The 12,690-nt window shown below is 53.6% G+C and carries 9 protein-coding genes; 7 read left to right on the forward strand and 2 right to left on the reverse strand.

Annotation, left to right across the window (positions count from 1 at the left end):
• The first annotated feature begins 6 nt into the window (after positions 1–6).
• The 3 genes from LEPIL_RS09390 to LEPIL_RS09400 all read left to right on the forward strand — a co-directional run bounded on the left by LEPIL_RS09390 (position 7) and on the right by LEPIL_RS09400 (position 3,051).
• Positions 7–438: a DUF2147 domain-containing protein gene (locus LEPIL_RS09390; protein ID WP_002772169.1), complete on the forward strand. Its 432-nt coding sequence runs from the start codon at positions 7–9 to the stop codon at positions 436–438.
• Positions 439–499: 61 nt separating this feature from the next.
• Positions 500–1,150, forward strand: a complete 651-nt coding sequence (locus LEPIL_RS09395; protein WP_002772171.1) for a hypothetical protein — start codon at positions 500–502, stop codon at positions 1,148–1,150.
• 41 nt (positions 1,151–1,191) lie between these two features.
• Positions 1,192–3,051, forward strand: coding sequence for a UbiD family decarboxylase (locus LEPIL_RS09400; RefSeq protein ID WP_002772173.1), 1,860 nt, complete (start codon positions 1,192–1,194; stop codon positions 3,049–3,051).
• Between the two features lie 36 nt (positions 3,052–3,087).
• Here LEPIL_RS09400 and LEPIL_RS09405 read toward each other — a convergent pair whose 3' ends face one another.
• Positions 3,088–6,162: a PP2C family protein-serine/threonine phosphatase gene (locus tag LEPIL_RS09405; RefSeq protein WP_002772175.1), complete on the reverse strand. Its 3,075-nt coding sequence runs from the start codon at positions 6,160–6,162 to the stop codon at positions 3,088–3,090.
• Positions 6,163–6,435: 273 nt separating this feature from the next.
• Positions 6,436–8,034 carry a methyl-accepting chemotaxis protein gene (locus LEPIL_RS21945; RefSeq protein ID WP_002772177.1) on the reverse strand — a complete coding sequence of 533 codons (1,599 nt, stop codon included), beginning with the start codon at positions 8,032–8,034 and terminating at the stop codon, positions 6,436–6,438.
• Positions 8,035–8,224: 190 nt separating this feature from the next.
• Between LEPIL_RS21945 and LEPIL_RS09415 the strand changes: the two genes are divergently transcribed.
• From LEPIL_RS09415 to cheB, 4 genes are read left to right on the forward strand one after another with little or no spacing between them, the layout of a single operon-like run.
• Positions 8,225–8,536: an STAS domain-containing protein gene (locus LEPIL_RS09415; protein ID WP_002772179.1), complete on the forward strand. Its 312-nt coding sequence runs from the start codon at positions 8,225–8,227 to the stop codon at positions 8,534–8,536.
• Positions 8,537–8,567: 31 nt separating this feature from the next.
• A complete protein-coding gene (locus LEPIL_RS09420) occupies positions 8,568–11,177 on the forward strand; it encodes a chemotaxis protein CheW (RefSeq protein WP_002772181.1) in 2,610 nt (869 codons plus the stop codon).
• Positions 11,174–11,599: a chemotaxis protein CheW gene (locus tag LEPIL_RS09425; protein ID WP_002772187.1), complete on the forward strand. Its 426-nt coding sequence runs from the start codon at positions 11,174–11,176 to the stop codon at positions 11,597–11,599. Before LEPIL_RS09420 ends, LEPIL_RS09425 begins: the two co-directional genes overlap by 4 nt.
• A gap of 14 nt (positions 11,600–11,613) precedes the next feature.
• Positions 11,614–12,675 carry a chemotaxis-specific protein-glutamate methyltransferase CheB gene (gene cheB, locus LEPIL_RS09430; protein WP_002772188.1) on the forward strand — a complete coding sequence of 354 codons (1,062 nt, stop codon included), beginning with the start codon at positions 11,614–11,616 and terminating at the stop codon, positions 12,673–12,675.
• Positions 12,676–12,690 lie beyond the last annotated feature (15 nt).

The following is a 12,690-nucleotide window of genomic DNA, read 5'->3' on the forward strand; positions in this document are numbered from 1 at the left end:
AGTTTCATGATGAAACTGACAATGAAAAAGATCACCGTTATTGGTGCGATGCTGTTCGCCTCTTCGCTCTTTGCGCAGACTCCTGTGGGAGTATGGAAGACCATCGACGACGAAACGGGCCAGGCTAAATCCTATGTGAAGATCTACGAGATGAATGGAGTTCTTTACGGTCAGATTGAAAAGCTGCTCAGCCCTGAAGATCAGGGAAAGAAATGCGATAAGTGTCCCGGTCAGGCAAAAGACAAGCCGCTTGAAGGCCTTACCATCATCTGGGGCATGAAGAAAGACGGAGACGAATGGACCGGCGGCTCCATCATGGATCCGAAAAACGGAAAGATCTATTCTTGCAAGATCAAAGTCGAAGGCAGCAAGCTGATTGTACGCGGCTTCCTCGGCGTTTCTCTGCTCGGTCGGTCGCAGACCTGGCATAAACTATAACACGTCCGGGCGAAAGGCTTCTGCCTTTCGCCTTGAACTTTCAAGGCAGGTTATTCTTCGAATGAGGCGATTGAGTTTTCTCGCAATCCGGCATGGCAGAACAATTACCAGAGTAATATCGCCTGTACTGTTAGCGTTCCTGTTCACTGCAATTATTCCTTCCTTCTCGCCTCTAACCGCTCGCGAAGAGCCGCGAAACGAACGGCCCGATAAGACCGAGAACGATTCTGACGATAAAAACGCTCCTCGACTGAGTCGTCGCGACCTTCAGGCCGACGTAGCGTTATGCGATGGACGTACGCTGAAAGGCCGCATCCAGCTTGAGATGCCCGACTCCATGCTCTTCACACATACCGTCGACGGATTGGAGTTTGTAAAAAAAGTTCGCCTTGCCGATATCAAGAGCATTGAGTACGAGCGCTGGACTCCGGCTGAACAGGGAAAGGGAAAGGACGGTCGCGTCTTTCGCTTCGACGTCAGCCGTTTTCGCGTCGAGCTCGCCGACTCTACTCTGATCGTTCAGAAGCCGATTCCCTCTTATATGAATAAGGTGAAGTTCTCGAATCGCAACGGCGATGTTCTGCTGTATTCGTTCTGGATGGACCTTCTTAAAGCCGATAACTCCTGGTATACGGGCATCCAGGGCCCTCCTTCTGGAGAGCGGGCCTTCTGCCATAAAGATGTGATTAAGAAGATCATCTTCGTGAAATAATCCTTCCTTCGTGCAGATTCTTTATTATATTGCCGGGAACTATGGCCTATCGCTCCACCTTCGACGCCGTTCAGGATCTTGAGAAAAACGGACATCTCGTCCGCATTCAGGATGAGGTCGATCCCGATCTTGAGATGGCGGCCATCCATCGACGCGTATTCGAGCGCGGTGGACCGGCGCTGCTGTTCGAAAACGTTAAAGGCTCTTCTTTTCCCGCTGCGTCCAATCTATTTGGCACGCTCGATCGCGCACGCTTCCTTTTTCGTCGAAGCCTTGAAGACGTGAAGTCGCTCATCGCCGTACGCGCTCATCCGCCGACGCTTTTCAAGCAGCCCTCTCTTTTATTCAGGCTGCCCTTTGCAGCGATGAAAGCCCTTCCTCAACGAAGCATTTTTGGTAACTCTTTTGCGCCCGTAATGGCGAATCAAACGACGATCGATCGTCTTCCGGCGCCGCGCTCCTGGCCTCTGGACGGGGGGCCGTTCATCACGCTGCCTCAGGTTTATACAGAGGATCCCGATCGTCCCGGCGTTCTCTCGTCGAACATGGGTATGTATCGGGTACAGCTTTCGGGCAACCAATACGAAGCGAACAACCAGATCGGACTTCACTATCAGATTCATCGCGGCATCGGCGTTCATCATCAGAAGGCGATCGCCGCGGGAAAGCCGCTTCGTGTGAGCATCTTCGTCGGCGGACCGCCGGCGCATTCCGTGGCCGCCGTCATGCCTCTTCCCGAAGGGTTACCCGAAACGGCCTTCGCCGGCGCTCTTGCCGGCCGGCGATTTCGTCATACGTCGTATCAGGGTTACCGTATCGCCTCGGATGCCGATTTCTGCATCGTCGGTACGGTTGAAGACTTCACGCTGCCTGAAGGCCCGTTCGGAGACCATCTTGGCTATTACAGCCTGCAGCATGAGTTTCCCGCTCTCAGGGTAGAGGCCGTCTTTCACAGAAAAAACGCCATCTGGCCTTTTACCGTCGTCAGCCGCCCTCCGGCCGAAGACACGATTTTCGGCGCCTTGATTCACGAGTTAACAGGGCCGATGGTGCCGGTCAGTCTGCCCGGTCTGCGTGCGATGCATGCGGTCGACGCTGCAGGCGTGCATCCGCTTTTGCTTGCCCTGGGCAGCGAGCGTTATACGCCCTTTGATAAAGACGAGAAGCCGCGAGAGATACTCACGATTGCCAATGCCGTGCTCGGTTTCGGGCAGGCCTCGCTTGCAAAATACCTGATGATCGCCGCCGGCGATGCGCCCGATCCTCATCATGCCGAGCAGTTCTTTGATTACTGCCTTGAACGACTCGATTTCAGCCGCGATCTGCATTTCCAGACGGGCACAACGATCGATACGCTCGACTATTCGGGTACGGGGCTGAACGAAGGATCAAAGCTCGTGCTGGCCTGTTATGGCAGGCCTCTGCGTACGCTTGCTACGGAGCTGCCGACGCAGCTGCGCGAGAATGTGGCAGGCACCGGATGGCGATGGGCCTTTGTGCGTCCCGGCGTCGTTGCCCTGGCCACCGAACCGTCGCTTCGCGCGCGCGAAGAGGATGATCCGACGTTGATACCGCTTACTGGCAGGCTTGAGGCTCTTGAAAGAGAGCACCCTGCCGCCTTTGCCGGCGTGGCGATGATCGTGCTCTGCGATGATCCGACGTTTACGGCCGCTTCGTTTAACAATTTCGTCTGGGTAACGTTTACGCGGTCGAATCCGGCGCAGGATGTGCACGGACTTCATGCCTTCTCAAAGGCCCGTCACTGGGGCTGCCGCGGACCTCTGCTGATCGATGCGCGCATAAAAAGACACATGGCTCCGCCTCTTGAAGAGGATGCAAGGACCATCGAACGTGCGGAGCGACACTTCAGGAAAGGCGCAGCTCTCGAACGCTGGGGCTGAGAAGGCGGAGTGTTTCTTTTAACGGAGAACGATGCATCAGCCCTCCTGCATCGTCTCCAGTCGTTTGCGGAACTTCTCTTCGCGCACCTTGTTGTTCAGGCGTGCATAGACCTCCATGAGCTCCTTTGTGACGCGACGATCATCAGGATGACGAAGGTGATAGATCTCGCCGTATTCGGCGGCTCGGGCAAGCAGGTTGCGCTTCTTCATAAGCAAGAAGAGCCGGTATAGCATCTCGTCGTCTTCGGGCCTGAAGCGCAGATACTTCTCCATGTGGATGATGGCTCGACCGTACTGCCCGGTTTTCAGATAGAGCGAGGCCAGCTGCTTGTGCAGCTGTAGATTCTCGGGATACTCCGACAGGCCTTTTAACAGCAGCTGAATACCTTCATGCGGCTCAATCGAACCGCTACGCACGGCTTCAATATTCTCTTTCAGCTGACGCGAAACGGCGCGACGACGACGGTGCTCATCGGAATCGGGCTGATATCGAATCGATAGAAGAGAGAGGTCATCCATCAACTCATACTGCTCAGAGAGAATCTGAGCCATCTGAGAAGGGTTGCCCTGCGTCCTGGCAGCGATGCTCAAGAAGAGGCTTTCATCTTCGTTGATGATGCGCACTCCGTCTTTCTCGCCCATGACAAGGTCGTCTTTGCCATCCGATCCGAATATCAGCGTATCTCCTATCTGCAGCGAGATCGTCTGTATAGAAATGAATCCGCTCATGCCCGTCATTCCCAGCTTGCGAAGCGGTTCGGCCTGCTCTATAAACGAGGCCTGTCCGTCGCGCACAAGCACAGGAAGAGGATGTTCGGCGTTGATGAAATAGACGAATCCCGTCTCTTCATCGACGAGACTCATGATGAGCGAGACCAGCATCGATCCGTCAAAGCTCTCGAAGACGCGATGCAATTCCACAAAGGCCAGCTTTAACCACTTCTCAGGCAGAAGCTCGCGGTCCAGCTCGGAGTACTTTGTCCGTTCGACAAGGGATTCGATGACGGCTCCAAGAACAAGGGCCCCGCCTGCTCCCTGAATGGATTTTCCCATGGCATCGGCGTTGACGGCGAAGATGTAAGGGCGACCGCGCAGAACGATTCGGTGCGCCGTACACAGGTCGCCGCCGATCTCTTCTTTCCAGCGCCGAAACGTAAACTGCTTCTTCTGCTTCACGACAAAGTCGACGATGCATGGGCTATCTTCGGGCACATGGTTCGCAGAAAGCGGACGCAGAAGAAGCGAGGTAAGAAAATAGTCGCCGTCCTGAACCTCTTTCAGGCTGCGAACCTCGACAAGCGTGTTCTGTAGCTCCTCTGTGCGCTCGATCACGCGCTGTTCAAGCTGATCGGCATACTCACGCAATTCCTCTCTTGCCGTTCGGATGCTGTCGACCATGCTATTAAAGTTTCGCGTCAGGAATCCGATCTCATCTTCGATTTTAACGGGCACCTGAACGTTCAGATCGCCCCGGTTGACGGTCTCCACGCCGCCAAGAAGCGAACGCAGCGGTTGCAGCAGAGCTCCAAGAAAAAAGATCGGATACCCCAGCATGATAAGAACGGTCACCCCTAATTGTAGATTGTTCATCACGAAAGATCCTTCGTTCAAGAAGGTTCGATAAGCCTCATAACGAAAATCCACCTGATAAAGCTGCTGGCCCGAGGAAAGGAAGTACGTGATGTATTTTCCGTCGAGAGGATCCTCATGTGCGGCGGCCTGTCGATCAAGACCGTAGCCTCGATCACCGGGCGATAAAGGCTCCGGGAAAAGAGCAAGCAATGAGCTGCGATCTTTGAAGAAATCATCAGGCCCCGTCAGGGCTGCCTCCAGGCGAGCAGCAAGAAACGGATCGGATTTCAGAGTCTCGGCCGCCTTCTGAAACTCAGCGCGCAGATCAGCGCCAGGCAAGCGTTCGATGATTCCACGAACACGACGAATACGATTTCGTCCTTTTTTCAGATCTTTAAGGATCTGCTGACGATGAGCGGATTCATCCATTCCGGCCTCTGAATGCCTCTGCTTCTCGCTCTGCAGCCAGTTCAGAGTGCCCGACAGTGCCGGAAGCAGCGCTTCGGCGGTCGTTGCCTTTATCGCGGCCACGGAATCGCCGTTCAGGTACCTCTGTAAAACTCTCTGTGCTGCTTGCTGCACGGACGACTGTCTGCACAGCCCCGGAAGCGCTTCGGCCTCGCCTTCATAAACGACGGAGGAAGTGCCGTCGGCATTCACCCTCGCTATGCAGCTGAGGTCTTCTGATCTATACGTCTGATCAACGATGGCGCGATACCCCTTTTGAACTTGAAGAGAGTCGTACATGCCTTCGCGATCCCGCAGAAGATGAAAGTTCACGGCTTGTAGAATCAAGAGCACGGTTACAAGCGATATGGCATAGAGCTTCATCAGAAGCGTCGTACGCTCCGTCATGTGATTCACATATATTACGAGAAAGACAAAGGCCCCGGCCACGCCCGAGATATTCCAGATCGTTTGAAAGACCTCTCTATCGAGAAGGTTCAACCGGTTCAGCAGATTGAAGATGCCCGGTACAAAGACGATGAAGAGGAAGGCTAAGAGCATCACAACAAGCGGAAATCGCTTCTTCGCACGCACGATACGAATGACGCCTGTTATGACAAAGAACAGAACATAAAGCAGGATGACAGCGCCGACAATACGCCCGAGAACGGGCAGATCGACATCATAGTAATGTCCATCAAACTCATAGACCTTGGGGGCCGATAGCGATTGATATACAAAGGCCAGCGTTACGATACTCGATATTACAAACGTGCTCCAGAAGTAGATCTTGCGAAAGCGCGGCCAGATGGGCTCGGGATAATTCAAAAGGAAAAGCGAGACATGCGAAGTTCCGTAAAGAGAAACGGCGACACTGATCCATCGATGATAGGCGAATATGGGCCTCGGTATCAGATAGGCCAGGAAGTAAGCAAGCGCCATCGACGAGATGATTGTGAACAGAAAGATCAGATCACGAGTAGCCGCCGTGCGATCGCGCAGCGTCAGCAGGTACCCGGCGAAGAACAGAGTAAAGATTACATAGTTCAAACCGGATACGGTGAAGAAATTATGAAAGAAGAGATGATCCATAAGCCCGCCAGTGCCCGTATTTTTATCCTTTCATAGCATGGCGACCCGGAGACCTCCCTGCTTCGACAAGGAGAGCCGCTAAGAAACATGCTGTGAGGCACATGTCTTCATTTCTATACCGGTCGCTCTTTGCGGCAACTGCTTTTTTTTGAGAAGTCGTTTTAAAACCGGCAATACAGCCTCTGCCTTAATAGCGTTCGTATCTAAAGAACGGGTCTTGAGATACGAACGCTTACGGACTGGGCGGTCTTCTTTGAAAAGCCTGTTGCGGTCTCAAATGCGAAAACGACTGACGATCTGTCCGAGTCTCGACGAAAGTGTATCGAGTTGCGTGGCAAGTCCCGAAAGGCTCTGCGCGTTCTTAGCGCCGTCCTGCGTTGCCGTCGAAATGCCCGTGATGTTCTGTACAACGTCACTCGAGGCCTGCGCCGACTGGTTCACGTTACCGGCGATTTCCTTTGCCGTAATCGATTGCTCTTCAACGGACGATGCAATGGAGGTACTGAATTCGTTGATCTTTGAGATCACTGACGTAATCATCGAGATAGACTCAACGGCCATCTCGGTGGAATTCTGAATCGCCTCAATGCGGGTTTTAATCTCGTCAGAGGCCTCGGCCGCCTGCCGGGCAAGTTCTTTAACCTCAGAAGCGACGACAGCAAAGCCCTTCCCTGCATCCCCCGCTCCGGCCGCTTCAATGGCGGCGTTCAGGGCAAGCAGATTGGTCTGGCTGGCGATGCCCTGAATGGCCTCGACGACCTTGCCGATCTCCTGAGCATCGACACCCAGCTGCTTGATCTTTTGGTTCGTCTCGTTCGCCGTCTTATCCGCCTCACGCGCGATCTTAGAAGCATCCGAAGCGTTACGAGCGACTTCACCGACAGATGTCGACAGTTCTTCGACCGAAGACGATATGACCTGAAAATTCTGATTCATCTGTGTGGCTGCAGCCGAGATATTGCGCGACTGCACCGACATCTCTTCCATGCCCGCCGAGAGGTTCTGGCTGGCGCCTGTAAGCGACCCGGCCGAGGCCTTTACGTCGTTTGTATTCGAGGACATCTCTTTTACGATATCATGGATGTTGCCAATGAACTGGTTGATCCACTTTGCCATATCGCCTACCTCGTCGGTGCTGTTCACCTCAAGACGTTTGGTCAGATCACCCTCGCCTTCTGCAAGGTCTCGTACACGGTCGACGGCATTCTGAAGGGGCGTCGAGATATAGCGACGCATCAACGTAAGGATCGTCAGAGCGGCCACCACTGACAGAGCGATAATGACGGTAAAGACGACAATCGTTATTCTGAAACGCGTTACTTCCTCGTCATACAGCTGCTGTGCTACCTCAGACTGAATATCAACGAGGCGATTTATGTGATCTCGCATCTGTCGGTAGTTGTCGCGCCATTGCACCGATAATCGGCTGGCCTCTTCCTCCTGACCTCGTAGAATGGCGTCTCTAAAACGCCCACGTATCTCTGCCCCGGCCTTTTCGGTCGACCGATAATCTGCGTAACGGCGGGCCTCTTCTTCTGTGAGAACGGTTTTCTCAAAAGCGGCCAGCTGCTCTTCCATCTCCTTCTTGAGACGATCGGTGTCGTCAATGCGCCTGCGGATCTCGGCCTTATCGCCTTCCTGCAGGGCAATCATTTCCGTGAGCATATTTACACGAATCTGCATCAGATCTCGCGAAACGATATTCATCTGTTTTAACGGTATGATCCGGTTCTCATAGATGTCCTGGAGAGCATTTATAGAAGCATTCAGTTGATAGAAGCCGTAACCTGCGACAAGCAGCAGAAAGGCCATAGAAATCAGGTTGCTGACGAGGATCTTGGCGTTGATCTTCAGGTTCTTAAACGATGTCATATGATGTAGATACTCCCGAGTAAAAGACGTGCAATAGGTGAAAAAAACCTGACCTTTAGGTATTATCGGTCCCGGCGTCTTGATTTTTTACCTGAAAGCGTCTAATAGAGAATGCAAAAAGAGAACGACGGCAGAGGCGGCCTTGCAACTCTTTTTTCAACCCGGTTCTTCCGATACTGTACAGGACGTTATGGCAAACTTTTTTAAACGCGGCAAAAAGATCATCATCTCGATTGAAAAAGACGAGCTTCGCGAATCGGGCAGTTCTCTGCGTACAGTGCTCGGCGAATCGCTGCCTCTTGAAGCGGGAAATGAAATTCTGTTGAATATCGGAGCCTGTGACGAGCTCAGCATTGAATCGGCGGCCGTTCTTGCAACCTTTGCGAAAGAATGCCGCAAGGTCGGTTGCGCCCTGAAGATTACGGCCTCCTCAGCCATCAAAGATCAGTTCAGCATCATCGGCCTGGACCGCCATTTTCAGATCCCTGGCGTCGCCTCTTAATCGTCTTATTTCTAATGTAAAGGTTGCAAGCATGGATGAACAGAGCTCAAAATTCCTGAAAAGCTTCATCGTAGAATCGACCGACCTGCTCGATAAAGCCGAGGAGGCCATCCTCAGCCTGGAGCAGGGCTTTGACCAGGAAAAGGTCGATCAACTCTTTCGCGCCATTCATACGATTAAGGGGAATTCCGGGCTCTTTGATCTGAATCGCATCAAAGAACTCTCGCATATCTTTGAAAACGTGCTGAGCGCCGTACGTTCTCGCGAGATAGAGCCCGACGTCGATATGGTCGACATCTTTCTGCTCAGCGTCGACCGACTGCGTCAGATGATCGATCGCATTGAGGATTCAGAGAAGACGGTCGTTGAGGATCTCGTCAGTCGCCTGTCGTCGCTTCGCGGATCGGCGAAATCAGAGGAACGGAAGACACCAGCGGATGTTCAGCCCGATGTTCGCAGCGTCTTTGAGAATTTCTGTAAGAAGCTGCGGACAAAGATTCCGCCGGCAGCCATGCAAACAGAGGATTATCTTGCCTGCGCCGTGATGGACCTTGCCGCTCAGAATACCGGGAAGCTATCTGAGATCTCGGCTCGTCTTCAAACGTTTCGAAAAGGCAAGACGATCATTCTGCACGGTATCAGTCCCTCTCTCGTTTCGGAATTTAACGATAAAGCCGGCAAAACACTGCCCTACTTCATCGTATTCCAGAGCAAAGAAGAGCCGAACCAGGCGCTCACAGCCGCCGGTCTGCAAACCATCGCTCTCGACCTTATCCATGCTCCTGTTAAAACAGGCGAGGCAGAAGTGAACCCCCTGGAGCCCGACAAGCCCGCCGCCGTCGAGACGCCGGCACTAAAAGCGAAGGCCATACAGCCGGCTCAGGTCGAAAAGCGCGAAGAGGATGCGACCGGCGTCGAAAAAGAGTCACATCTGAAAGTGCCTCTTCCATTGATCGAGAATCTGATCAATCTGGCAAGCGAAACGGTCATCGCCCGCAACGAACTGATGCAGAAGGTCGAAACATCAAGCGACCCTACGCTGGCCGTCAGCGCTAAAAAAATAAGTTACCTCGTCTCGCGCATTCAAGAAGGCATCATGCGCACGCGGCTTCAGGAACTCGAAACGCTCTTTCAACGAGTGCCGCGCCTGGTGCGCGACGTCTGCTCACAGACGGGCAAACAGGTACAGCTCGTTACCGACGGCGGCAATGTCGAACTCGATAAAACGCTCATCGATTCGATACGCGATCCGCTCACTCATATCGTACGCAATGCCATCGATCACGGAATCGAAGCTCCCGACGAGCGCATCCGCCTGGGCAAACCGCGTGAGGGCAAGCTGCGCGTCGACGCCTTCTTTCGCGGCGGCAACGTCATCATCACCGTGCAGGACGACGGGCGCGGGCTTAACTACGATCGTATTCGCGAAAAAGCGCAACAGCGCGGCCTGCTTTCCGCCGAGGCGGCGAAGGCGGCCACCGATGCCGAGCTCGCCGATCTGATCTTTCTGCCAGGATTCAGCACAAGCGAAACCGTCACGACGACGTCGGGTCGAGGCGTCGGCATGGACGTCGTTCGCACCAGTTTAAAGAAGGCCGGCGGTTCCGCTGAGATCAATTCAGTGACCGGCGTAGGAACGACGATTCAGTTAACGATTCCGCAAACGCTTTCTATCGTCACATGTATCCTGATTAAAAGCGGCGGTACGCGACTTGCCATTCCGCAGGCGAACGTCAAAGAACTGTTGCAGCTCGATCCGACGAAGCTCGATCAGATTCAGGACAGTCTTGCTTACGAGATTCGCGGACACCTGCTGCCTCTCATCCATCTACAATCGCTTCTGCGAACCGTGAAAGGCGAAGACGTTCGCGAAACGCGCGATTCGCTGACGACGGGCTTTATCATCGTCGTCGAAACCGAACAGCATAGATTCGGACTTCTTGTCGACGAGATCCTCAACCCCGAAGAGATCGTCGTAAAATCGCTCGGTCAGGAATTTGCCGAGGTGAAGATCTTCTCGGGAGCGGCCATCATGGGCGACGGAGAGGCGGTGCTCATTCTTGATACGGCCGGTATCGCCCGACATCGAAATATGCAGGGCAACCTCAGCGAGGACGAAGAAGAAGAGCAGCGAGGCTCGACCGTGCTTGAGGGGATGGAAGAATCGGGTTATCTCGTCTTCGAATCGTCGTCTTACTATTTCGGAGTTCCCGTATCATCGGTTCCAAGAATCGAACAGATCGAGTATAACCGAATCGAGACGCTGCTTGACTTCGAGATTCTCAATCATCAGAATCATATCGTTCCTCTGCTGCGGCTCGAGAAGGTCTTCGCTCTTGACAAGAAAGTGGAAATGTTTAACCAGAAAGAAACCTACGTTATTCTTTTCACGATCAACGGCTTCCGAATCGGCCTTATTGCCGACGAGGTACACAATGTCGTGACTGATTTTGAAGGAGTTGACAGGAATACCTTCACATCTGAGTCTGTTACCGCCTACGCCCTGACCGGAGGCAAGACCACCATGTTGCTCGACATCGAAGATCTGGCAGAGCGCTTCAAGAACGGACGTTACAGAGCTCTTAAAGAACATCTGAGCGAAAGCCTTGAAGGGAAGACCACGTCGGGAGTGCGCAAATGAATCGCGAATTCCTGACATGGTATGTAGGCGAGCAGATCTACGGGCTTGAGCTTCATCGCTGCAAAGAGGTGGAGAAAAATCTGCGTCTGACCCCCGTTCCGAACGCCAAGACCTATATTGCCGGTATCGTCAACCTGCGAGGCGACGTCGTCACCGTCATCGATCTGCGTCAGCTTCTGCGCAAACAAACGATAGAAAGGCCCGAACGCTTGCAGATTATACGCCTGAAATCTACGGGAACTCAGGTAGCCGTTATTGCCGAAAAGATCGACGACATCCTGAGCATAGCCGACGAAAGCCTGGAACCGGCCGGCGCTCACATGGAAGAACAGGAAGGCTACTATATTCAGTATGTGGCCATTACAAAGAAGGGCCCGATTCTCATTCTGAACAGCGAACGATTGCTGGCCGGACGTAATTGATTTCTGACCTTTCTATGAATCAAACGAAAAAGATCACCGTTCTTATCGTCGATGATTCGTCGACATACAGGCAGTTTTTGCGAGACGCCCTGTCCACCGACGAACGCGTCGAGGTCGTATCTATCGCCTCGAATGGTCGCCTTGCTCTGCCGCGAGTGCGTCACTACCGGCCCGATTTCGTTATACTCGATCATGAAATGCCCGAGATGACGGGCATTGAAGCGCTGCGCGAAATCCGTCACCTTCATCCTGCCGGTAAGGTCATCATGTTCAGCTCCCATACGACGGAGGGAGCGCGTATAACGATTGAAGCCCTGAAAGAAGGCGCCGTCGACTTCGTAACCAAGCCCGATACGGGCGGCAGAGAAACGCCGGTCGAGTATATTCGGCGAAAGCTGCTATCACGTATTATCGAACTTGCGGAGGCCGTTGAGACGGTTGCACCTGCGCGGCCGGCAGCGGTCAAGCCGCATGAGCTGGCCCGAACCGATGCACTGCCGGCCTCGTTTGATGTTGCCGCCATCGGCATCTCCACAGGCGGGCCCGTCGCACTGCGCAAGCTCTTTCAGAACTTCGTACGCCCTCCGCGTGGAGCCCTGCTTATCGTACAGCATATGCCTCCGGTCTTTACGCGACAGCTCGCAGAAAGCCTGCAAGCCGAATCGAACATCCCCACGGTCGAGGCCGTCGATGGTATGAAAATCGAACCTGGAACGGCCTATATCGCGCCCGGCGGCTTTCACCTTGCCCTGGAACGAAAGGCCGACGGCGTCTACGCACGAATCCTGGATACGGAACCGGAAAACAGCTGCAAGCCCTCGGTGGACGTCCTTTTCAGGCATGTGGCCGAAGTCTATCGGGGTCGGGCCGTCGGCATCATCATGACGGGCATGGGCCACGACGGCCACAAAGGCATGATCGAAATGAAGAAAGTCGGATGTTACCTTATTGCGCAATCGCGGGAAACCTGTCTTGTCTATGGCATGCCTTCTCGTCCGACCGAAGAAAAGCTCGTTCAGGAAAGTCTGTCCATCGAAGATATCGCCGCGCGCATCCGCTTTCTGCTCGGTGATTAAAACCGTATCGCACAT

It is taken from the genome of Leptonema illini DSM 21528 (assembly GCF_000243335.1).
GTDB lineage: Bacteria > Spirochaetota > Leptospiria > Leptospirales > Leptonemataceae > Leptonema > Leptonema illini.